At 37.2% G+C, this 21,966-nt stretch carries 20 protein-coding genes; 12 read left to right on the forward strand and 8 right to left on the reverse strand.

Going from position 1 to position 21,966, the window contains the following annotated elements:
• Positions 1-702 precede the first annotated feature (702 nt).
• A complete protein-coding gene (locus ACODST_RS25130) occupies positions 703-1,284 on the reverse strand; it encodes a hypothetical protein (protein WP_488934846.1) in 582 nt (193 codons plus the stop codon).
• A gap of 203 nt (positions 1,285-1,487) precedes the next feature.
• Between ACODST_RS25130 and ACODST_RS25135 the strand changes: the two genes are divergently transcribed.
• The 3 genes from ACODST_RS25135 to ACODST_RS25145 are packed head-to-tail and all read left to right on the forward strand — an operon-like array spanning position 1,488 to position 3,247.
• Positions 1,488-2,012 (forward strand): PPC domain-containing DNA-binding protein, encoded by a 525-nt coding sequence (locus ACODST_RS25135; protein ID WP_488934847.1) that lies wholly within the window; start codon positions 1,488-1,490, stop codon positions 2,010-2,012.
• A 34-nt stretch (positions 2,013-2,046) separates the two neighbouring features.
• Positions 2,047-2,421: a hypothetical protein gene (locus ACODST_RS25140; protein ID WP_488934848.1), complete on the forward strand. Its 375-nt coding sequence runs from the start codon at positions 2,047-2,049 to the stop codon at positions 2,419-2,421.
• Between the two features lie 58 nt (positions 2,422-2,479).
• A complete protein-coding gene (locus ACODST_RS25145) occupies positions 2,480-3,247 on the forward strand; it encodes a methyltransferase domain-containing protein (protein ID WP_488934849.1) in 768 nt (255 codons plus the stop codon).
• Between the two features lie 170 nt (positions 3,248-3,417).
• Here the strand turns inward: ACODST_RS25145 and ACODST_RS25150 are convergent, their stop codons facing one another.
• Positions 3,418-4,233, reverse strand: coding sequence for a helix-turn-helix domain-containing protein (locus ACODST_RS25150; protein ID WP_488934850.1), 816 nt, complete (start codon positions 4,231-4,233; stop codon positions 3,418-3,420).
• A gap of 73 nt (positions 4,234-4,306) precedes the next feature.
• A complete protein-coding gene (locus tag ACODST_RS25155) occupies positions 4,307-5,326 on the reverse strand; it encodes an SDR family NAD(P)-dependent oxidoreductase (protein ID WP_488934851.1) in 1,020 nt (339 codons plus the stop codon).
• Positions 5,327-5,494: 168 nt separating this feature from the next.
• On the opposite strand from ACODST_RS25155, the gene ACODST_RS25160 reads away from it, so the two are divergent.
• Positions 5,495-6,136 carry an NAD(P)H-binding protein gene (locus ACODST_RS25160; RefSeq protein ID WP_488934852.1) on the forward strand — a complete coding sequence of 214 codons (642 nt, stop codon included), beginning with the start codon at positions 5,495-5,497 and terminating at the stop codon, positions 6,134-6,136.
• A 4-nt stretch (positions 6,137-6,140) separates the two neighbouring features.
• Here the strand turns inward: ACODST_RS25160 and ACODST_RS25165 are convergent, their stop codons facing one another.
• The 3 genes from ACODST_RS25165 to ACODST_RS25175 all read right to left on the reverse strand — a co-directional run bounded on the left by ACODST_RS25165 (position 6,141) and on the right by ACODST_RS25175 (position 7,992).
• The gene (locus tag ACODST_RS25165; RefSeq protein ID WP_488934853.1) at positions 6,141-7,055 is read right to left on the reverse strand and encodes a phytanoyl-CoA dioxygenase family protein; all 915 of its coding nucleotides are present in this window, start codon (positions 7,053-7,055) and stop codon (positions 6,141-6,143) included.
• A gap of 54 nt (positions 7,056-7,109) precedes the next feature.
• A complete protein-coding gene (locus ACODST_RS25170) occupies positions 7,110-7,664 on the reverse strand; it encodes a hypothetical protein (protein WP_488934854.1) in 555 nt (184 codons plus the stop codon).
• A gap of 130 nt (positions 7,665-7,794) precedes the next feature.
• Complete coding sequence (locus ACODST_RS25175; protein ID WP_488934855.1) at positions 7,795-7,992, reverse strand: hypothetical protein; 198 nt, start codon at positions 7,990-7,992, stop codon at positions 7,795-7,797.
• 181 nt (positions 7,993-8,173) lie between these two features.
• Here ACODST_RS25175 and ACODST_RS25180 point away from each other — a divergent pair, with 181 nt between their 5' ends.
• Together ACODST_RS25180 and ACODST_RS25185 are read left to right on the forward strand one after the other, a co-directional pair.
• The gene (locus ACODST_RS25180; protein ID WP_488934856.1) at positions 8,174-9,520 is read left to right on the forward strand and encodes a phosphatidylinositol-specific phospholipase C domain-containing protein; all 1,347 of its coding nucleotides are present in this window, start codon (positions 8,174-8,176) and stop codon (positions 9,518-9,520) included.
• Positions 9,521-9,723: 203 nt separating this feature from the next.
• A complete protein-coding gene (locus ACODST_RS25185) occupies positions 9,724-10,527 on the forward strand; it encodes a DUF2490 domain-containing protein (RefSeq protein WP_488934857.1) in 804 nt (267 codons plus the stop codon).
• On the opposite strand, the gene ACODST_RS25190 is transcribed toward ACODST_RS25185, so the two are convergent.
• Positions 10,528-11,445, reverse strand: a complete 918-nt coding sequence (locus ACODST_RS25190) for a bestrophin family protein (protein WP_488934858.1) — start codon at positions 11,443-11,445, stop codon at positions 10,528-10,530.
• 183 nt (positions 11,446-11,628) lie between these two features.
• Here ACODST_RS25190 and ACODST_RS25195 point away from each other — a divergent pair, with 183 nt between their 5' ends.
• Positions 11,629-12,411: a polysaccharide deacetylase family protein gene (locus ACODST_RS25195; protein ID WP_488934859.1), complete on the forward strand. Its 783-nt coding sequence runs from the start codon at positions 11,629-11,631 to the stop codon at positions 12,409-12,411.
• A gap of 7 nt (positions 12,412-12,418) precedes the next feature.
• Here ACODST_RS25195 and ACODST_RS25200 read toward each other — a convergent pair whose 3' ends face one another.
• A complete protein-coding gene (locus tag ACODST_RS25200) occupies positions 12,419-12,757 on the reverse strand; it encodes an avidin-fold protein (RefSeq protein ID WP_488934860.1) in 339 nt (112 codons plus the stop codon).
• A 422-nt stretch (positions 12,758-13,179) separates the two neighbouring features.
• On the opposite strand from ACODST_RS25200, the gene ACODST_RS25205 reads away from it, so the two are divergent.
• The 5 genes from ACODST_RS25205 to ACODST_RS25225 all read left to right on the forward strand — a co-directional run bounded on the left by ACODST_RS25205 (position 13,180) and on the right by ACODST_RS25225 (position 21,956).
• Positions 13,180-13,722 carry an RNA polymerase sigma factor gene (locus ACODST_RS25205; RefSeq protein WP_488934861.1) on the forward strand — a complete coding sequence of 181 codons (543 nt, stop codon included), beginning with the start codon at positions 13,180-13,182 and terminating at the stop codon, positions 13,720-13,722.
• A gap of 86 nt (positions 13,723-13,808) precedes the next feature.
• The gene (locus tag ACODST_RS25210; protein ID WP_488934862.1) at positions 13,809-14,867 is read left to right on the forward strand and encodes a FecR family protein; all 1,059 of its coding nucleotides are present in this window, start codon (positions 13,809-13,811) and stop codon (positions 14,865-14,867) included.
• A 161-nt stretch (positions 14,868-15,028) separates the two neighbouring features.
• Complete coding sequence (locus tag ACODST_RS25215) at positions 15,029-18,592, forward strand: SusC/RagA family TonB-linked outer membrane protein (protein WP_488934863.1); 3,564 nt, start codon at positions 15,029-15,031, stop codon at positions 18,590-18,592.
• 17 nt (positions 18,593-18,609) lie between these two features.
• Complete coding sequence (locus ACODST_RS25220; RefSeq protein ID WP_488934864.1) at positions 18,610-19,965, forward strand: RagB/SusD family nutrient uptake outer membrane protein; 1,356 nt, start codon at positions 18,610-18,612, stop codon at positions 19,963-19,965.
• A gap of 11 nt (positions 19,966-19,976) precedes the next feature.
• Complete coding sequence (locus ACODST_RS25225) at positions 19,977-21,956, forward strand: TlpA family protein disulfide reductase (RefSeq protein WP_488934865.1); 1,980 nt, start codon at positions 19,977-19,979, stop codon at positions 21,954-21,956.
• Positions 21,957-21,966: the final 10 nt, after the last annotated feature.

Consider the following 21,966-nt stretch of genomic DNA (forward strand, 5'->3'; position numbering starts at 1 on the left):
TTAATCTGCGAGAGAAAAAAATTAGTTTCCCGCAGATTGAGCAGATTTAGCAGATTATACCATCAGAAATCTGCGCTAATCTGCTGAAATCTTTTTTAAATCTGCGTGAAATATTATAGAATATTTCGCTCCTCCGGAGCTTTTTCATAGGTTGGATTTTTGGTGCTGTCCAAAATAGCTTTTAAGCATATCAAAAATAATCTGCCCGATCTGCAGAATCTGCGAGAGAAAAAATTAGTTTCCCGCAGATTGAGCAGATTATACCACCAGAAATCTGCGCTAATCTGCTGAAATCTTTTTTAAATCTGCGTGAAATATTATAGAATATTTCGCTCCTCCGGAGCTTTTTCATAGGTTGGATTTTTGGTGCTGTCCAAAATAGCTTTTAAGCATATCAAAAATAATCTGCCCGATCTGCAGAATCTGCGAGAGAAAAAATTAGTTTCCCGCAGATTGAGCAGATTATACCACCAGAAATCTGCGCTAATCTGCTGAAATCTTTTTTAAATCTGCGTGAAATATTATAGAATATTTCGCTCCTCTGGAGATTTTTTATTATTTTGGACTGTCTATGGTATAAATATTTTACACATCATAAGTATTTATTTGTTGGTTATACTTATATCATAAAAGTTTGTAAAATCAGAAAGCCCGCAGTATACTAAGGTACTACAGGCTTTCTTCACTAAACAGAAGTTGGACTTACTCTTTATATAAAATGATAACTGCTTTATAGCCGGTTCCCACATTCCACTGACTGGCTTCAATTACATTTCCTTTGTCATCGTATACCTGAAATTCAGCTGTATTTGGGGATGCTGAACCTTCGTTTAAAGCTTCAAAATCAATTTTATTAATTCCTTTTACCAGGTCTATTTTAAAACCTTTAAATTCTCCAACCAAATTTACTTCCGGTTCAATTACTTTATCATTTAGATATACCCTGATTTTATCTCCGTCAACAAAAGCGGCATCACGATAACGAACTGTTGACGTTGGTGATTTCGTTACAAAGGCCCCTAAATATTCGTTTCGTCTGTAAAAAACACCTTCAACATTGGCCTCCCTTTTATACAGATTATTGTTGCTGAAAAGTTCTTCGGGGTTTATTTTTAAAACAATAGGATCTTTGGCAAGTTTGGGCTCATCAGCAGGCGGTGTCTGAGCAGGCGGAATCACTTCTTTGCTTTCCGGGGTTTTGGACTGAATAGGCTTGTATTTACCTTCCTGCGAATAAAAGGGCAGGGAAGTACTAAATAGGATCAGAAACACTATTTTTTTCATATACTTTAATTAATTTTTAGAAATGCCATGTTTCTTTTGAAACACTCTGTCTTTTAATAACAGTCCAAAATCGTATTTATTGCATCTCAATCCATATTTAAAATCCAAAGTTGAAGTTTTGTAATATCCCGGTCAAATCGTGTAAACATTTGTATCAGGATACTTTTAATTTTAAAGTTTTGTAATTTTTTAAGTTTTTGTTTATGTATGTATCGTTTAAAAAAGTGGTGTTTGTATTGTTTTTTTACGTGATTGTAAATGGAATTCAGGCACAGCAGAAAGCCGAAAATCAAAAGTGCCGTTATACTAAAACACCTTATGGCTGGCTGATGGTTTTACGGGAAGGTGACAATGTTCCGGCGGAAATTGAAAAACTTGCGAAAGAGCAAAAAATCCCGTCAGCAAATTTTACAGGAATAGGTTTTGCGGGAGAAGTCACTTTTGGTTTTTATGATTTTGGGCAGAAGAAATTCCACCCTAAAACATTTTATAAAGTTGAAATGGGCAGTCTTACAGGTTCTATAGCCTGGAATAATGACAAACCTACTCTGCACATTCATGGTGTAGCTGCTGATGATAAATTCGACGCATATGGCGGACATATTCTGGGCCTTCAGGTAGGAACGGGTTCCATGGAGATTTATATAACGGTAAATACTGAAAAATTAGAAAGAAAAATAGAACAGCCTTTAAATGCCAATGTTTTGCAGCTGCCTTGTATGCAGTAAAATTTTAAGCCAGTATTAAATTAAAATCAGAAGTATGAAGTCAGTATTTAAAATCAGTGTAATACTCGTTCTTATGACCGGGTTTTTGTTTTCATGTAAAAATAAGCAGGATGGATACAGCGATGAGGTGGAAACCAGTACGGTTCCGATTGACAGCACTAAAAAGTCTAAAGACAGTACCGCAATTACTACTACAACCGGAACACCGAATACAGGTTCACAGAGCAGTACGACTCAAATTCCCAGCAAAGAAACCGTTCCAGGAACAGAAAAAGGCGGAACAGGAACAGGAATTGGTCCCGGCGAAAATGCCGGAGATGGTTCTACTTATACCAGTTCTTCAGAAAAACAAAATGAGTATAAAATTCCGAAGAAAAATGACCATAAAACCAAAAGCGAGGATAAATAAAAAGACTCGTTTCACTGGAATTTTGTAACTTGTCTGGCCTAATTAAAGTTATAGAAATATGCCCTGGAATCCCGAAATATACAATACCTTTAAAGATATCCGTTATCAGCCGTTTTATGATCTGGTTGCATTTATTGAGTCGGTTGACGACATGAAAGCCATAGATTTAGGCTGTGGTACCGGAGAACAGACGGCCATTTTAACCGATAAGTTTACCGAAGCCCGTTTTACAGGAATAGATTCTTCTGCCGAAATGCTGGCAAAATCAAAACTTCTGGAAACCGACCGGCTTCACTTTCGTCAAGCGACAACAGAAGAAATACTGGAATCAGGAGAAAAATGGGATTTGATTTTCAGTAATGCCGCCCTGCAATGGTCAAACGATCATGAAACTTTGTTTCCGGCTTTATTAAAACTGCTTAAAGAGAAAGGCCAGTTTGCTGTACAAATGCCTGTTCAGCCCGAAAATAAACTTAATAAAATACTTCTTGAACTCGTAAACGAAGAGCCTTTTAAAACAGATCTGAAAGGCTATAAAAGAGATTCTCCTGTTTTAAGTATCGACGAATATGCCCAAATACTTTTTGACGGCGGTCTGGAAAATATTCAGATTCTGCAAAAAGTATATCCTATTATTGCCAGAGATCATGATACGCTGTACAACTTTATTTCGGGCTCGGCACTCATTCCGTATATCGAAAGACTGGAAGGTGAACAGCAGACTCTTTTTATTAAAACCTATAAAGAGCGGATAGCAAAACATTTTCCCAAACTCCCGGCAATTTATTCTTTTAAAAGACTTTTAATGTATGGCAGGAAGGTATGAGTTTTTGTTGTAAAGAGGTACAAAGGTTCAAAGGTGAAAGGAAATCGGGCTGTATTTAATCCTGACGTTAAGAGTTCACATAATATTATCCGTATTAAATATACTACTTAGAAATAAAAAACTCTGTGTTTTTACGCCTCTGTGAGATTAAAACAAAAGATCTTAGCACCTTAATGCAGCTGTTCCGCCAAAGCGGCAGGCGGGTAGCCAAACTGTTTTTTAAAGGCAAAAGAAAAATGGGAAAGGTTCTCAAAACCTACTTCAAAATAAATCTCGGTTGGTTTCTTTTTATTTTCGGCTATATGATAATGCGCCAATTCCAGTCTTTTACGGGTAAGCCATCTTTGAGGTGTGGTTTTGAAATATTTCTTAAAGTCCCGATTAAAGGTAGAGAGACTTCTTCCGGTTAAATAACTGAGTTTTTCGAGAGGCAGATTGAACATAAAGTTTCGCTGCATAAAATCGATCAGATCAATTTTTCCCGGTTCATCAAAACTCGCCAGAATGCTGTCAGTTTTTTTGTCAATCTCTCTTAAAATACTAATCGCTTCGGTTATTTTTAAAGAGGCTATATTTTCTGGAAATTCACCTTCGATGTCAAAATAGGGCATCAAAGAAGTCAGACAGCTTTCGAGCAGCGGATGATTGCTGTAACTGATAATTTTAGGTTCGCCGACAGCTTTTACAGTGACTTCTGTTTTTTGATAAAACTCTTTTAATCGCTTCGCTGACAAATGCATCACCACCGTTTTATGAGGCTGTCCGTTTTTAGGATAATTGATGATGGCGGCCAGTACATTTCTCGGAATCAGAAAAATATCACCTGATTTAAAAGTATAAACAGCATCGGCCTGAATGATTTTGGTCTCACCAGATATAAACCAGATCAGCATATGGTCCTCAAAAACCAGATCCGATTTGAAAAACTTATCCTCATAACAGGAAAGTTTGATTTCTTTGGTCAAATATTTAGAAACATGTTCCATACAATTCATTTTTAACCGTCAGTACTGTTCAATGATAAACCAAAGATAACATTCCTGACGGTATAATTCTTTTTTAACAAACATCAAATGTGATTTCCAAAAGGCGTTCGCTCAAATCCCATAATCTTTTAGCATTATTCTCATCCAAAGAATAGGGCTGAACACCGCGTACAGTTGAAGGATCGTCGAATTTATGTTCGATATTTCCAAGATCTAATTCGGCTATATCGGCATCTTCACAGTAAACCCCGCCAATGGTATTCAGCTGTGGACTAACAGCACACCAGACAGTGGTAGCGGCTCCCTGCGGTATTGTTTTTAATAAAGCGGCAACTTCCGGTTTCAGGTTTCCGTCCTGATCATGAGTGCCCATTTGTTTGAATAATTCAATAGGCTCTTCTCTTCCCAGATCAGTTCCCAGGACACTGCCCGGATGAAGGGAATATGCCCTTACATTAAACTTTTTAGCCCTGTTATCCAGTTCGAGTGCAAATAAATTACAGGCTGTTTTAGACTGGCCGTATCCCTGTAAGGTATGATAATCACGGTGAAGAAAATTAGGGTCGTCAAAATCAAACGGTGCCATTTGGTGCCCAAAAGAGGATACGTTTAAAACCCGTGCTCCATCAGCCTGTTTAAGCGCCGGCCATAATTTTGCCGTAAGCTGAAACTGCCCCAGATAATTAGTTACCAGCTGGGATTCGTAACCTCTTGAATCCCTGCGTAAAGGTACCCACATAATTCCGGCATTGTTGATCAGCAGGTGAAGCGGTCTGCCGGATGCTAAAAACTTTAAGGCAAAAGAATCAATAGCGTCCGGATTCATAAAATCCAGGGCTTCCAGTTCTACATTGGCTATTCCCTTAAGGTTATTTTGAGCTTTGGCAAGATCACGGGCTGCTACTATTACGGTTGCTCCGGCCTCTGAAAGTGTTTTGGTGGTTTCTAATCCAATTCCCGTATGACCTCCCGTAACAATGGCAATTTTTCCGGTTAGGTCTATTCCATTGATTACTTCGGCTGAAGTTGATTTCGTATTAAATCCTGAATGAAGCGGTTTTTGCAGTTTTCCCTGATAATTATTGGTTTTCATTTTTTGTATGTTTAAATGTTATGGGACAAAATTAGAACGGGTCTGCGATTTCGATTTTGTTTAAAACGTCAATTTTACTTTGTTTAAACTGTCAAAAAACGATAATGGTTTTTTAAATAAGGAATAGCTGTATTTTGTGTACCTTTAACTTTGTCCAAATTGAATTGTATGAAAGCATTAGTAATTGGAGCTACAGGCTCAACAGGAAAGTATTTGACGGATAAACTGCTTGAAGATCCTGAATATACAGAGGTACATATTTTTGTTCGAAAACCTTCAGGAAAGCAGCATCCCAAATTAAAAGAGCAGCTGGTTGATTTTAATACTGTTGATTCTTTTAAAGACCTGATAAAAGGCGATGTTTTGTTTTCTTGTCTCGGTACTACTTTAAAAGCTGCGGGTTCCAAAGAGAAACAGTGGGAAATAGATTATGATATTCCGGCTGATTTTGCTTTTGCGGCTAAAGAGAACGGAGTAAAGTCTTTTGTACTGGTTTCTTCTTATGGTGCATCAGCCAAAAGCAGTGTTTTTTACTCTAAAATGAAAGGAGAACTTGAAGATTATATAGCCGGACTTCGTTTTGAACAGTATATTATTTTCAGACCTGGTCCGCTGGTCCGGGAAGATTCGGACCGACTGGGCGAAAAAGCGGCCGTAAAAGTTTTTAAAGCGCTAAATGCCGTTGGAATCCTGACTAAGTTTAAACCGCTTCCAACAGATCTTCTGGCCGAAAAATTAGTAAAAGCCCCAAAAGTACTTCCCTCTGGAAAGACAATTTTGGAGCTTAAAAGTATTTTCGATTTCCGTTAACGGTTCAGACCCATTCTTCGGCACTTTTATAATCGTTTGGAAGATAGGTTAGGTACTGCACCATTCTTGGATTTTGACCTTTGTTTGGTGTAGCACAGTGCGGTAACCGGTTGTCCCAGATTACAAAATCACCTGCATTTCCAATGACAGGTTTCGGCTGCAAGGTTTTGAGTGCTTTATTTCTTGGATTTTCATTGGGTTCAATCTGATCCAGCCAGTCGTTTATTAGGTTATGAAAACCCGGTACACAATGAAAAGCGCCGTCATCTGGTCCGCAGTCGGTTAAGTAAAGAAGTCCCTGAAAGCCAAATACCAGCGGTTTTTTTATACTAATGTCCCAGTGCAAGCCGCTTCCCATAAAAGAAAATTCATTAGTTTCGGGTGGATTATAACTGACTTTATCAATGATTTTATAAATATGAGTAGTTTTATAAAGCTGTTCGTACGCTTTTTTTATACGGGGAGAGAGCCGGTTTTTGTTCAATGTTTCGTGATCCGAAAAATTAAGCATCAGACCTTTTTGATTTTCATGCTCCTTATACCAGGTTTCTTTTTGATGCGGGTCTATTCCTAAGTATTCCCAGATGGCTTTCTGGGTCTTTTCACAGTCTTCTTTCGAAATGGCATTTTTAACAACGATGTACCCGTTTTTGTTCCAGAACTCTAAATCCTGTTCAGAAAGAACATCCTCAGTTAAGTCAATTGTATCAGCTTTTCGCTCTCTGCTGATAATCCATTTTTTAAAGGTTTCGAAATCGGGTTTTTCAAAATATAAAAACTGCAGAGTATCTTCCATACCAATTCCCAGTTCATAGAGCTTCTTGATACTTTCATCCCATATTTGGTTATGATCAGCAGCTGCAGCAGCAGAAGGTTCAAGGGAGTTTTTCCATAGTTTTTCAAGACTAGTCCAGGGCATACTATTTTTTAAGGTTACAAATTAGAAAAAAGGTTTTGAATGACAGCGCTTTTTTTAATATTTCAGTTCGTCCGGCAGTTGGGCGAAATTGATCTGAAATATAAAATCTCCCATGATGACACCATTTGCCAATATTAAATGTCCGTCCGGCATAGCATTAAAAGAAGCATCGGTTGCAATGCCCTGAATTCCTAAATAAAACTCTCCAATACTTACATTTGTAATCTGAACAGGATTACCATCTTTGTCTACAAGTTCCATTCCCGGAATAAGTCTTCCGGCAGTGATATAATTTCCACTGCTCAATAAAAAAGGCTGATCAAAAGTACAAACAATTCTTTGGGTTGAATTGCCCAGTTCAAAATGAATGTAGACCATTGAATACATTCTGGCTTCGGGAGTTCCGTTACTAAATATTATTTTGGATACTGAAGAGGTTAATTTGATTAAACCATCGCTCGAGCTCGCAGAAAAAGCAAGTACAGAATCCCCGTTTTGAAAATTCTGAATGATCTGAGGGCCGTCTGGTGCAGCTACCCAGGTATGATAAGCCAGATCATTACTGTTTAAAGTCGTTTTTTTTTGTTTTTGAGCCGGATTTACTTCCATAATTCAGGATTATTTTTGGGTTTGATAAAGAGTATTGTAATAATTATCGTCCAAAAATAGCCCATTTAGATTTCTTTATCTAAAGTAGAAATACCTGTTTTTAAACTTTTACAGAGGAAATTCTGAGGTCTTAAAAATTCGGAAAAGAACAGTCGGCTGAATCAGAAATACTGTCTGCGGCTGAATCATGTAAAGGTTTTTCATCCCAGTCTCCCCAGTCTCCTTTATAGCTTTTTACAAATACCAGTTCATTGTTTTCTCCTGAAAAAAATCTAAGATTAGAGGAACTGCAGCAGTTTTCGTTGTGGTTTGTGATCGCATTTTCCATGAGGCTGTATTTTAAATGAATACTGTAAAAGTACAGCAGGAATAGTTGGATCTTTTACATATAAATCCCGAATTGTTGTTTAATTTTCATGTTATGAACTGTAATACAGGTAGATATACCTATGTGGAGCTGGTAGTAACTTTTTATTTTTGTTAAGAATACGAATAAAAAACTTTAAGTTATGGCAAATTATTACAGAAAGTGGATGGAACACATCCCTAACGATAAAAAAATCACACTGCTTACTATTCCCGGTACTCATGACAGTGGTACTTACCGTGCTTTAAATACCAGTTTTTTAACCAAATGCCAGTCGATGTCTATCACGGAACAATTAAATGCGGGCATTCGTTTTCTGGATATGCGTTTATATCCCAAGATTCTGGGTGGTAAAGATCATAGTTTATGGGTCTGGCATGGCATTGCCGATATGGATCTTAGTTTTACGGAAACTGTGCTAAAAGATTGTTTTATATTTTTAAGGGATAATCCAACAGAAACTATTTTCATGTCGGTAAAATTAGAGTCAAAAGATCCTTTTAAATCCACTATTAAGAAGTTTTATGAGGATCTGGTTCATTATAATATTCCTAAATATCCCAATCTTTTTTATACTGCTAATACAGTACCTGCCATGGGGGAGGTTAGAGGCAAAATTGTGTTAATCCGCAGATTTGAGCTGGGAGGAAACCCGGAAATAGGACTGAATCTTTCGGATCAATGGCCTGATAATGGGGATAAATCTTTTACAAACAATTCGATAGATTACCATGTACAGGATAAATACAAATCGTGGAATTCTCATTTTGAAAAAAAATTTACAGATTATGTTAAAAAGACTTTTGATCTGGCCGCTTATGCATCACCAAAGTTTTATATTAATTTTTCAAGCGGTACGGGAGACGAAGGTCCTAAAAGCATTGCCAAAGTGGTAAACCCTCTCATGACAAATTATTTATGGGACAAGGAGAAAACAAGATTTGGTATTATACCAATGGATTTCCCGGAAATATCAGGTAATTTAATCGGCAGGCTTATTTCCTGTAATCCGTTTCATTTTATAAATAAAGATTATCCCGGACATAATGAGGTAATAGAACTTCACCCGAGATTAAATCTGAGTAAATGTCTCGATGTAAGCGGGAATGGTAAAGCCAACGGTACTGCCATTATTGTTCATCAATCTAACGAACAGCCTAATCAGCGCTGGCGTTTAATCGATACCGGAGAAGGAGACGGCTTTTTTTATCTGAAAGCAGAAAACACACCAAATTCTGTTTTGGATGTAAGCGGCATCAGTCGTGAAATGGGAGCTGCTATTATACTGCAGGAGAAAAACGGCGGCCCTAACCAGAGATGGAAGTTTCTTAAACTGGATAATGGCTATTATATACTGGTTCCAAAACACGGACAGTACGACCGCGCACTTGGAGTTGAAAGCGGCGATATTGTAAACGGAACTTCGGCAAAACTTTTCAGTCTGTCCAATTCACAATGGATTACGCAATGGGCTGTTATTCTTTGTTAATAAAACAGCAATTTGTAATGACGTTTAAATATCAGACGCTTTTAAACAGTTTTTGAATAAAGACCCGGGTAAAATTTGTTTCATGTTATAACCTGCAACCTAACTCTTTGTAAAAAAATAGGTTAAATAAACAAATCGTTTTTAATTTGATATGGTTCTTTTAAGATTAAGTCAGTAAAGCTGTAATCCTAACAAATTAACTTATGGACATCATTAAAAAGGGTTTTATAGCAGGGCTGTGTCTTATTGCTTTACAAAGTACAAAAGCGCAGGATGCTCCCTATTCAATAGGTTTTATTCCGGCATCTATTGAAGAAGCCGACGTTGCTTTTCCAATTTACGATAAATGGCATTTAAGCGGTCAGGCCGATATTCAGTTAGTGACACAGGGAGCTTATACAAACGGTAATCCGTTTGAGTATACACAACGTGTCGTGCTAAGGCCCTGGCTTATTTATTCAGGTTTTAAAAATATAAAACTCTGGCTGGGATATGCCCACAATCAGAAATATGCCGTAGAAGAAGCCGGGAATTATGAAACCCTCGAAAACAGACTCATTGTAATGGGCACATTTTCTCAGGATATGCCCAAAGGTTCTATTTTTGAACAGGTACGTTTTGAAACCAAATTTTTTGATGATAGAAATGGTGTTCCGCAGACTATTCCACGCCTCAGAGCAAGGTTTGGAGTCAATCACTATCTGCGTCAGAATAAAGAAAAACCCTTGTTTCTGGCACCCAATTTAGGGTATTATACTGAACTAATGCTCAAGTTTGCCTCAAAGGATTATGCCGAAGAACACTTTGATATTTTCAGGCTTTCAGTATATTATAGTGCAGGAATAACACCCAATCTGCATTTTCTGGCGGGAATTATCGGGCAGATGCAGCTGCGTACCAACGGAACCCAGTTTGACGTATACTATGGCCCAATGGTCTCTGTAAAATACAGTATACGGCCTAAGGAAAGAGAAACTTTTGACAGTGTCGATGGCGGTGCTGATTAACTAGGTTATGTAATAATCATCAGCAGGCGGTACAGGATTTATTTTTTTATCATTTAATTCCAGAAGCGTATTTTCGATCATCTGTGCCATAGCATCCAGAGCGAGATCATTGGGTTGTGTACCAAATGGTTCTTCCAGTTCATCGGCAATAGCTTCAAGTGCTACAAAGGTATAAGCTATAAAAACAATGATAAAAGGCGTAATCCATCCCAGTGTTTCAACAAAGCCAAAAGGCAGCATAAAACAATACAGGTAAACGGTTCTGTGCAGTAAAACGCTGTAAGTATAGGGGATAGGTGTTCCGGCAATTCTTTCACAGCCGCCTGTAATATCCGAAAGTTTGTTCAGATTGTCATCAAAAGCTAATTGGGTAATACTGTCTATTTTTCCGTTAATACGGGCTTCTTTGACCCAGTTTCCCAATTCTCTTAAAAGGATAACGGGTTTATAATGTTTGTCTTTCAGTTGTTCTGCCAGTTCTTCGGGCAGCAGTCGTTTCATATCCGGTTCAGAATCTGTATGTCTGAGCTGATGTTTCAGGCTGTAAACAAAAGCCGTAAGGAGGTTTATAAATTCATCCTGTTTCAACTTGTATTCCTGATCTGTAAGTAATGTAATACTCTGTCGGGCAAGAGAACGGGTATCATTAAGTAAAGCACCCCAAAGTTTTCGGCCTTCCCAAAAACGGTCATAACTTACATTATTTCTAAAACCCAGGAAAATAGCCAGAGTTATTCCGAATAAGGTAAAAGCGGCCGGATTAATGTGAAGCTGATGTTCCAGCAGAAAAGGCTTAAAATAAACTACCAGAAGTGAAAACAGCAGTAATAAAAGCAGTCTTGGCAGGAGTTGTGGTAAAACAGAACCTTTCCATTCAAAAAGCATTCTGAACCAATGGTGTTTTTTCTTGATAATCATAACAGGATGGGAAATACAGGACATAAAAGTAACTAAAACTTACAGTATTTCTCCGAAAATAAGGTAGAAAAAATAAGTTTACAGATTGGAAAAGGCTCGTAAAAGATGTTAAAAAACTTTTTATATTTGAGATACAATAGGATATAAAATTCCATTTCGTTTTTCATTTTTAATAGGCTGCTTATGAAAGTACTTTCCGTTAGAATAATGATATTAGTAGTGCTCTTTACTTTTTTTTCCTGTGACAACAAGAAACCAAAAGAAACACCAAAGCCTTACAAAGCAGGTGTGCTTTTGTCTTTTGACGATGCGTATGTCGACGAGTGGTCCGAAGCAGACAGTGTTTTGAGAAAATATAACTGGAAAGCGACTTTTAATGTCTGCCGTATAGATTCTATAGGGGCACCGGAAATTAAAACACTCCTTGAAATGCAAAAGTATGGTCACGAAATTGCCGGACATGGCTATCACCATTACAACGCGGTAAAGTTTGTAAAACAAAACGGAATAGATGCCTATATGCAGCAGGAAATTGATCCTATGATTGTTTCCATGAAAAAGAAAAAATTTAATGTAACGTCCTTTGCTTATCCTTACGGAATGCGTTCTGATGAACTCGATAAGGCTTTATCCGACGATTTTAAAATTATCAGAGGCCGGGCTTTTGGAGGTGAAGTTCCTGAAAAACAGGACAGCTATTTTAATAACTCCAAAATTGTATTTGCCTTTGACATAGACAACAGTCATGTCCATTTTAGTATTCCGTATGTTCTGGAATTGCTCGATTATGCCAAAAAACACAATAAGATCCTGCTTTTATGCGGTCATAAACCTGTAAAGGAAGTAACAGAAAACTACCAGACTAAAATAGAAACTCTGGAGTTTATTTGTAAATACATGAAACTGAACAATCTTAAATATTACAAATTATCAGATCTGGATGATCTGGTTCCTCCGGGTAAATAACATAATTTTATTGTTCTTCGATAACAGATTGTCCTTTTGATTTATCGCCCGAAGTCCATTCCCAGGTTTCGTGCAGTCTGATTTTACCGTTTTCCATTATTTCGGGTACCGATTTACAGGTGCCCGTCATCAGTTCGCCTTTTTCATTGACCTGATGGTAACGCATATCAATATTTCCGTTATCGTCAACAAGTGCTATCAGATGCCCCTGTTTTATTTTTCCTCCTGAATATTCAGAAGTTAATATGTTTCCGTTCTGTTGGTAATAAAAAGTGGTTTCGCCGGAAGTTTCTCCATTTTCAGTATTACTGACTGGTTTAAAAACTTTACCGTTATAATTAATCATGTCTGCTGGGAATTAAGATTTAAAGAATGATGGCTAAGGTAAAACTATTTTTATAGTAAAGGGAAACAGGAACAGAAAAAAATATCCTTTTTTTAAAACTGAATTAATACAGAAATCGTAAATGAATTGTACTTGTTTAATGCCTCTTTCGCATTTTTAGTATTATTTCTTGTAGTATTAAGATTATAGGTAAAAAAACGGTCTTGAATTTTACCAAAAAAATTTGTAAGTTTAGTCGTTACTGCAATAAATAAAAGAAAATTATTGAACATCTTAATTATGAAAAAATCAAAATCGCAGTGTTTTATCTAAATTTCAGCAATTTTTGAGGTCGTTTAAAATAATTATGAAAAAATAATTGAAAATTTTTGAAATTCTTTAGTTTTGTACTGAAAACAAGTCTAAAAGCGGGATAATCTTCAATGAAGAATGAAAAGAGAGATATTGATTTATGGACTCAAATAAAAAAAGGAGATGTTCAGGCTTATCATGAATTGTATGATCGGTATATCAATGTACTTTTTACGTTTGGAATGCAGTACACCAATGATGATGCATTGGTGCAGGATGCCATACACGATATTTTCGTAGACCTTCACCGTTACCGCTCTACTATTGCTTCTGAAGTTGTAGTGAAATCCTATCTGTTCAAATCTCTTCAGAATGATATCTTTAAGAAACTGAAATCGCAGACCAAAGTCATCCGTCTGGACACGGTGGCTGAAGGCACTTATAAAACTGATTCAGCAGAAGAAGAATTAATACATAACGAAATTACGCTGAACAAGAACGCCGTTTTAGCTTTGGCTTTAGCCTCATTAACTAAAAAACAGCGTTATGCCCTTCACCTTCGTTACAGCGAAGATTTATCTTATGAGGAAATTTCTTCTACTTTAGAAATCAGTCTGGAATCTTGTAGGACGTTGATTTATAGATCTTTAAAAGAGCTTCGTTCGAAACTTTAAAAAAACTTTAAAAAAACATTATTTTTTTTGTCTATGTTTTTGCCTTTTGATTCTTATGGTACTATAGAATCTAAAAGAAAAATATTTTGTACCCAAATTTCAAAATTTTACCCAAAGAAGCTAAAGCTGATTTAAAAGCCCGAATTGCAGAAAGTATTGCATTCGAAAAGCAGCGTACCAGGCGAAGAAGACTCCGTATAATGTCGTGGAGTGCGGCTGCCGTATTCTGTATTTTATTTGGACTTGTAGCGACTTTTAAACAGGAACCTCAGTCAGTACGAATTAATGCAATCGAAGCATTTGCCAACAGTACAAAAACAAACGGTTCTTTTGAGAAAAGCAATCAGGTTCAGTTAGTGTTATCGAATCAGGAAGCTGTAAATGTAGGCGACAGTACTACTATTGCTTATGATGCTTCGGGAAATAATATCAATGTCAATAACAAGGAGATTCAGCAAAAGAAATCTTCAGAACTTTTATACAATACGGTTTTGGTTCCTTACGGAAAAAGGGCACAGCTGAGCCTGGCAGACGGAACACAAGTCTGGCTTAATTCAGGATCGAAATTAATTTATCCTGCCGTTTTTGATAAAAATAACAGAGAAGTATATCTGGAAGGAGAAGGAATTTTTGATGTGGCTCATAACGAAAAGAAACCTTTTTTTGTAAGAGCAGCTAATAATTACAGCGTTCGTGTATTGGGAACCTTATTTAATGTAAGCAGTTATGCAAAAGATGCAAAAGTATCGACTGCCTTGTTAAGAGGAAAAGTGCAGGTGGCCTATACTAAAAAGGGCTTGTTTAGTATCGATACCCTTCAAACCATTTTAAAACCGGGTATGATTGCCGCTTTAGACAAAAAAAGAGAGACGATTAAAGCGGTTACACAAAATGTAGAACCACTGTTTTCATGGAGAAAAGGCTACTATGAATTTTCGCAGGAAAGACTGCCTTTAGTATTAGAAAAACTCAAACGCTACTACAATGTTGATTTTGTAGTGAAAAAAGAAATAAACCCAAAAGAAACCTATTCGGGAGCTTTTAAACTGAATGACGATTTAGACAAAGTGGTAAAAACATTAGAAGCGACAACAGGTTTTGAGTTCGTATATAATGAAGATACCCGTGAAATAACTATTAACTAAATACTAATAACAAAAAACTATAAATGCCTATGATATAAAAACAGAATCCAAAAATAAACTAATCTAACCAGCCAAAAAAAAACCAAAAGATGCTGGAACATCTTTTGGCTATGTAAAATTTTAATTGCGGATGCAATTATTGTAATAACTAAGACAAAATTATGAATAAAAATCATGATAAGGGCTCGCTATTGCCTAAAAAAATCATCAACCTTACTTTTATTTTATTTATGAGAGTATTCATTTTAGTTCTGTATTTAGGTTTAACCAGTATTTATGCTAATGGGGCAAAAGCGCAGAATGAAATCTCAGTTAAGGTTAAGGGAGCTTCATTACAATCGCTTTTTACAGCCATTCAGCAGAAAAGTGATTACGTATTCTTTTATAATGACGACTTATTATCTTCTGCGAAAAAAGTAAGCTTAGAAGGATATGGTACTGTTCCTGAAATATTAAATGCTGCACTGTCTAATACGGGGCTGACTTATACTATTATTGACAAACAGATTGTTATCAAAAAAAGCAAAAAGTCACAACAGGAAGAACAATATGAAGTTACAGGTACAGTTACTGATAAAAGCGGTAATCCGTTAATTGGAGTAAATGTAATATTGGTAGGAAAACTAAAAAACTGGGATATTACACGTGAAAGAGGGGACTACAGAATTGCTGTAACCGCTTCAGATTCTCTTCGTTTCGAATATTTAGGTTATAAAACCAAAACCGTAAGTGTAGCCAATAAAAAAGTAATTAACGTTGTCCTAACTCCGGATGTTATGGAACTTACCGGCGTGGCAGTTGTAGCTTCAAACGGATATACCGATATTCCAAAAGAAAGAGTAACCGGATCATTTGAAGTGATAGGAGCCAAAGAACTTGCCGAAGTACCTACTGTAGATGTCGCTTCAAGACTGGAAGGGAAAATGGCAGGGGTAAATGTAGATCCAAGAACAGGTTCTATAACCATCAGAGGAACAAACAGCTATAGCGGAGTAGGATCGCCGCTTATTGTGATTGACGGTTTCCCGCAGCCTATTAATGATTTTGCCTTTAGTAGAAGAGGAGTTCCGGGAAGTTCTATTTTAAGTTACCTGAACCCTGATGATGTTGAAAGCATAACCGTTTTAAAAGATGCCGCAGCCAGTTCGATCTGGGGTTCACGTGCCGCAAATGGTGTTGTGGTAGTGGTAACTAAAAAAGGAAAAAAAGGAGAACCAACCATCAATTTTAACACTACAACGACCATTGGTGAAAGAATGGATTTAGGAAAACTGCGTGTTATGAATACCGCTCAGTATATCGATTATGAAAAAGATCTGGTAAGCGGCGGATTTGTAGTAGACGACAGCAGTAACTGGCAGGCCAAAAATCCTAGTGCCGCCCAGAACATCATGTTCAGACAAATGAGAGGCGAAATCTCGATGACCGAAAGAGATCAATTACTGAACCAGCTTTCACAAAACGACAATCTGGGGCAAATCAACAAGTATTTATTAAGAAGTTCATTAACCAGACAGTACGATTTGTCGGTTAACGGAGGAACAGATAAAAGTTCTTACTATTTGTCTTTAGGATACAATAATGACCAGGCAGCGATGAGAGGCAACGAGTCTCAGTCTTATAACATTACTTTAAACAATTCTTTCCAGCTTAAAAGTTTCCTGAAATTAAATACAGGGGTTAACTATGTATCTTCCAGTTTTCAGGTAAACAATACGGCAAATGAAGCGTTATCTAATGTATCTAATTTCGCTTTACGTCCGTATGATATGATTGCAGATGCAAACGGAAACGGAATTAACCGTTATGTTATTTTCAGACCTGAAATTGCACAGGGTTTTGAAAATCAGGGGTATCTGCCATGGACTTACAATTATTTAGATGAATTGAATTATTCCAATGTTATTACCAAAGGAGCTAACATTCGTTTAAATGCAAGTTTAACCGCTACCGTTACCAACTGGTTAAATTTTGAAGCGTCAGGAATGTATACTTCTATTGGTAATAAAACCAAATCGTTGAGTGAATTAGACAGTTATTACAGCCGAAACCTGATTAATGAAGCAACGTCGGTGAATACAGCCCGAAAATTAGTATACGGAATCCCGGTTGGTTCTTATTTGTACAATACAACTTCTGCTAATGAATCGCAGAGTATGCGTTTACAAATGAACATTAACAAAAACTTCAATGAAAACAATGGTCTGCACTTTTTAGCAGGTTCTGAAATCAGAGAAGAAAGAAGAGAAGGATCCAGCCAGAGATATTACGGCTATAATGAAGATACCAACTCCGGACAGTCTGTAAACCCAACCGATTATTATACTACAATTTACGGCTGGCAGACTATGATAGGTACTTCTGATAACAGTATCAGCAAATACAGAGACCGTTATTTGTCTTACTACGGATTAGGATCGTATGATTTTATGAACCGTTACCATGTTTCCGGAAGTGTACGTTTTGATGATTATAATTTATTGGGAGCTTCCAGAAAAAACAGAGCACTGCCTTTATGGTCGGTGGGAACAAAATGGGACCTTAACAAAGAAGTTTTCTTAAGAAACACTAACTGGCTGAGCGATTTGGCACTTCGTGTTACTTACGGAAAAGCCGGAAGTGCGCCAGGAGGCGGTTTCGGAAGCCAGAGTGCTATTATTGGAGTAGGATCTGTCGACTATAATACCCAATTGCCAATTGCTTATATTTCGTTACCGGAAAACCCGAATATTAAATGGGAAACGACTACCACACTGAATTTTGGTCTGGATTACGGAGTATTTAATAACCGTTTAAGAGGAAGTGTTGATTTGTATTACAAAGAATCAAAAGATATTTTAGCTAATTTACCTTTTAATCCAACATACGGCTGGGGGTATTTAAATTACAATACCGCTTCACTTAAAGGACACGGTGTCGATGTAAACCTTTCCGGGGTTATTGTAAACGGCGCTTTCAAATGGAACAGCAGCTTTAATCTGGCTTACAACACTAATGAAGTAACTGATTCCCGTTATCTTTTAAACAGTGTTAATCAGTATTTTGGTTCTGCACCTATGTTAGGAAATGCTATTGGAACTATTTATGCTTATAAATGGGCCGGGCTGGATGCTGCGGGACAGTCCACAGTATATAAACAAGACGGTACCATCATTAATGCCAATCAGGGGATTAATGTAATGGAGAAAGAAGACCTGAAAAAAATGGGAACTACTTTTGCTCCTTATTTTGGAGGTTTTGTAAATGATTTTTCATTTAAAAATTTCAGATTAGGAGTTCAGATTACTTATTATGCCGGACACGTATTCAGAAATACAGTGTTACAGAACTATCCTTCTTATTCAGGAGTTCAGTACGGGGCAGTTGCCAAAGACGAATTGGTGGCTGACCGCTGGAGACAGGCCGGAGATGAAGCCTTTACGAATGTTCCCGGACTTGCTAACATCAGCTACAACAGTTTAAACCGCTACCAGAATGCTGATATCAATGTACTGCCGGCGGACAATGTAAGGTTACAACAGGTTTCTTTGGGGTATAATGTACCATCACAATGGTTAGAAAAAACGTTTATAAAGTCATTGAGTTTCAATTTTGCAGCAAGAAATTTAGGATTACTGTGGGTTAAAAATGATTTAGGAATCGATCCGCAATATTTATCAAACGGTAATTACAATACACTGGCACCACAGCGTAATTACACTTTACAGTTTAACTGCAGTTTCTAATTTAAAAACAGACGACTATGAAATTTCTAAAATCCACACTATATATCGTCCTTCCAATGCTTCTGTTAAACTCTTGCCGAGATTATGTTGAGGTAGAACAGGTGGGAAACAACCGAGTTTTAAAATATACTTCTGATTACAGAGGCCTTGCTAATAATTATAACGACATGACGGCTTCGGGCGGAATTTATCTGATTGCCAATGCCGATGTAGATTTTCCAACAGCTTACCAAAACGGAGTAACCACTATCTGGAGCAACAGTTATACCTGGCAGGACAGAATTTACGATCCGTCACAAGGCGATTCTGACTGGACTGGTCTGTACAAAGCAGTGTATTACAGCAACGTAATCCTGAACGGGGTTATGAGCAGTGAAAAAGGAACCGATGCAGAGAAAAAAGAAATTTATGCCGAAGCTTTTGTTCACAGGGCTTTTGCTTATCTGCAGCTGGTAAATACTTACGGTCCTCAGTTTAATCCGGCTTCTGCCAATTCAGAAAAAGCAGTTCCGCTTTTGTTAAAACCGGAATTATTCTCTTCTCTGGAAAGAAGCACTGTAGCACAGGTATACGATCAGATTATTTCTGATTTAAAAGATGCACTGGCTAATGATATTCAGGATACGCCGGAGTTTAATGTACTGCCTTCTAAAAGAGCGGCTTATGCATTACTTGCCAGAACCTATCTGTATATGGGACAATATCAGTTAAGTCTCGACAATGCGCAGAAAGCACTGCAGATGCAGAATACTTTAATCGATTTAAAAACATTTGCATCCGGTTACAGCTATCCGGTTCTGATTCAGAATCCTGAAGTGATTTTTTCAAAAACATTATTAACGGCTTATAACGGAGCACCATTGTCAACAGAATTGCTGAACAGTTTTGGAACGGATGATTTACGCTACGATTATTACACGATTCCGGGAACCAATTTTTATCCTTCCCATACCGGAAGAGGATTTGGAATTGCAACTTACAGTTATACCAACGGAATCAATGTAGGGGTATCAGTTCCGGAAATGTACCTGATCTCAGCAGAGTGTTATGCGCGATTAAACAATACGCAGAAGGCAGTAGAAAATTTAAACATCCTGAGAGCAAAACGATTCAAATCAGGAACGGCTTATGAGGTAACTGCTGCAACGGCTAAAGAGGCGCTTGATTTGGTTCTTACTGAAAGACAAAAAGAATTCATTGGGAGAGGATTCCGCTGGTTCGATCAGAAAAGACTTAATCTGGATCCGCTTTATCAGAAAACCTATACCAGAGAATTCAAAGGGCAGACGTATACGCTGGAACCAAACAGTGACGGATATGTATTCCCAATTAATCAAAATTACATCGATCTAAACCCTGAATTAGGGAATTAAAAAACACAGCAATGTTAAAAAAAATAAGAAATATCAAATTACTGGTATTGGCCTTCTGCGCCTTTACTTTACAGGTTGCAAGTCAGGAAGTTAAGTCAAGATTACAGGGAATGATAGATATTCCGATTCCTGGGGCAAGTTTTAGTATGACCTACGATCCAAAAGGAGGACCATTAGAAAACGTCAAAAATATTAGCGGTTACGCCTATGTTTTTAATGATTACCGTTGGGAAATTGAAGACCTTAAAATGAAGAAAAATGGCGCTGTTTACAGTGCCGATTTTACCGTGCCGAAAAACTGTGCTTTTATGGCTTTCAAATTCTACGGCAATACCGAAAACGGCTTAGTTACTGATACAGGACAGGATACCGGATACATGCTGGTTGCCTTTAAAGAACCAAAAGTAAAAATGCCCGGAGCAGATCTGGCCTGGGCAACTTTCAGAAACAAAGATTTCAACGGTCAGTTTGGCGGTTATTTCAAAGATTTCAGTATCGAAGGAGATGCTACGGAGTATTGGCTGAAAAAAGAAGTAAAAGACCATGGCGACAGATTCCCGGAATTTTTTGATACTTATTTTGAAGTTCTGAAAAAACAAAAACCAGAGAAGTTTGAAGAACTGGGCAGTAAATTTTTAGCCGATTTTGCAAAGAATTTAAAAGGACTTCCGGAAGAAGTGTATGAAAAAGTACATCACATTTATTTATTTGATCTGAAAAATAAAACGAAAGCAGATTCAATCGAAACGGTAATTGAAAAACAATTTCCAAAAGGAAGCCATGTTCGATTCAAAGCGTATCAAAAAATAATGCCAATTCAGGATGCTGCTGAACGTAACAAAGTAATAACCGAATTTTTAACGGCTTTCCCGTATAATTCAGAAGTACCGCCGCACCAGCAGTATTTTTATGACAATATTGTAAAAATGCAGTTTGGGTATTATTTTGACACCAAAGATTACAAGAGTATTCTGGCGTTAATTCCAACTATGAATTTTGCTAATCTTAATGATGCTTATCATCAGAATATTTCGAAAGCATTGTATTTAAAATCAGTAGAGCCTCAGGTAATCGAAACTATGGCAGTGCCTATGATTCAGTTAATGCAGCAAAAAGTAAACGACTTATCGTATATGCAGGGTATTTACTGGTCGCCAAATCAGGCGGTAGAAAATGCCAAAAACCAGCTGGACAACGAACTGGTAATTCAGATCCGTATGTACGATATGCTTAAGAAGTACAAAGAAGTACTGGAAACTTTTGAATTACTGTCATTTGAAAAACGTTACGAGAAAGCCAGTATCAACGATATTCATGTACGAGCTTTAGAAACTTTTAACAAACCTGTTTTAGAAGTTTTAAAAAATGCAGCCAGAGCTAATACATTATCAGAAGGCGCAACGGCTAAGCTGAAAGAAATCTATTTAAAAGAAGGTAAAAAAGAAGCTGATTTCCCTGCTTATTTAGAGCAATTGAAAAAAGAAAACAAAGGAGAAGAAAAAATTGCTTTAATGGACCCAATAGCGGCTCCGGCAATTAAAGTGCAGGGTGCAGACGGAAAAATAAAAGATTTGGCACTAAACAGCGGAAAAATTATCGTGATCGATTTTTGGGCAACCTGGTGCGGACCTTGTAAAAAAGCGTTCCCGGCGATGCAGCAGCTGGTAAATAACTTTAAAGATGATAAACAGGTTGAAGTATATTTTATCAGTACTCAGGAAACCAAAGAAGGGTATAAAAAAGAAGCCTTGGCTTATTTAAAAGAAAAAGGATTAAAACTGGATACGTATTTTGATTTAGTAAAAAAAGGAGGAGGAACCAACAACGCTTCTTTTACGAATTATGCTAAAATCTTTAATTCAAGCGGAATTCCAAGAAAAGTAGTAATCAAAAACGGGAAAATCCGTTTCACATCCGAAGGATATTCAGGAAATCCGGGACAGCTTGTAGACGAACTAACTAACGTTATAAATGTTTTAAAGAACGAATAGCTTCTTTTTG

It is taken from the genome of Flavobacterium sp. FG19 (assembly GCF_057809475.1).

What these genes read in the sequence shown, in the direction of transcription:
- ACODST_RS25130 (WP_488934846.1), bottom strand. Translation starts at nt 1,284, where the DNA reads ATGAAAAAAATAGTGTTTCTGATCCTATTTAGTACTTCCCTGCCCTTT.
- ACODST_RS25135 (WP_488934847.1), top strand. Translation starts at nt 1,488, where the DNA reads ATGTATGTATCGTTTAAAAAAGTGGTGTTTGTATTGTTTTTTTACGTG.
- ACODST_RS25140 (WP_488934848.1), top strand. Translation starts at nt 2,047, where the DNA reads ATGAAGTCAGTATTTAAAATCAGTGTAATACTCGTTCTTATGACCGGG.
- ACODST_RS25145 (WP_488934849.1), top strand. Translation starts at nt 2,480, where the DNA reads ATGCCCTGGAATCCCGAAATATACAATACCTTTAAAGATATCCGTTAT.
- ACODST_RS25150 (WP_488934850.1), bottom strand. Translation starts at nt 4,233, where the DNA reads ATGGAACATGTTTCTAAATATTTGACCAAAGAAATCAAACTTTCCTGT.
- ACODST_RS25155 (WP_488934851.1), bottom strand. Translation starts at nt 5,326, where the DNA reads ATGAAAACCAATAATTATCAGGGAAAACTGCAAAAACCGCTTCATTCA.
- ACODST_RS25160 (WP_488934852.1), top strand. Translation starts at nt 5,495, where the DNA reads ATGAAAGCATTAGTAATTGGAGCTACAGGCTCAACAGGAAAGTATTTG.
- ACODST_RS25165 (WP_488934853.1), bottom strand. Translation starts at nt 7,055, where the DNA reads ATGCCCTGGACTAGTCTTGAAAAACTATGGAAAAACTCCCTTGAACCT.
- ACODST_RS25170 (WP_488934854.1), bottom strand. Translation starts at nt 7,664, where the DNA reads ATGGAAGTAAATCCGGCTCAAAAACAAAAAAAAACGACTTTAAACAGT.
- ACODST_RS25175 (WP_488934855.1), bottom strand. Translation starts at nt 7,992, where the DNA reads ATGGAAAATGCGATCACAAACCACAACGAAAACTGCTGCAGTTCCTCT.
- ACODST_RS25180 (WP_488934856.1), top strand. Translation starts at nt 8,174, where the DNA reads ATGGCAAATTATTACAGAAAGTGGATGGAACACATCCCTAACGATAAA.
- ACODST_RS25185 (WP_488934857.1), top strand. Translation starts at nt 9,724, where the DNA reads ATGGACATCATTAAAAAGGGTTTTATAGCAGGGCTGTGTCTTATTGCT.
- ACODST_RS25190 (WP_488934858.1), bottom strand. Translation starts at nt 11,445, where the DNA reads ATGATTATCAAGAAAAAACACCATTGGTTCAGAATGCTTTTTGAATGG.
- ACODST_RS25195 (WP_488934859.1), top strand. Translation starts at nt 11,629, where the DNA reads ATGAAAGTACTTTCCGTTAGAATAATGATATTAGTAGTGCTCTTTACT.
- ACODST_RS25200 (WP_488934860.1), bottom strand. Translation starts at nt 12,757, where the DNA reads ATGATTAATTATAACGGTAAAGTTTTTAAACCAGTCAGTAATACTGAA.
- ACODST_RS25205 (WP_488934861.1), top strand. Translation starts at nt 13,180, where the DNA reads ATGAAGAATGAAAAGAGAGATATTGATTTATGGACTCAAATAAAAAAA.
- ACODST_RS25215 (WP_488934863.1), top strand. Translation starts at nt 15,029, where the DNA reads ATGAATAAAAATCATGATAAGGGCTCGCTATTGCCTAAAAAAATCATC.
- ACODST_RS25220 (WP_488934864.1), top strand. Translation starts at nt 18,610, where the DNA reads ATGAAATTTCTAAAATCCACACTATATATCGTCCTTCCAATGCTTCTG.
- ACODST_RS25225 (WP_488934865.1), top strand. Translation starts at nt 19,977, where the DNA reads ATGTTAAAAAAAATAAGAAATATCAAATTACTGGTATTGGCCTTCTGC.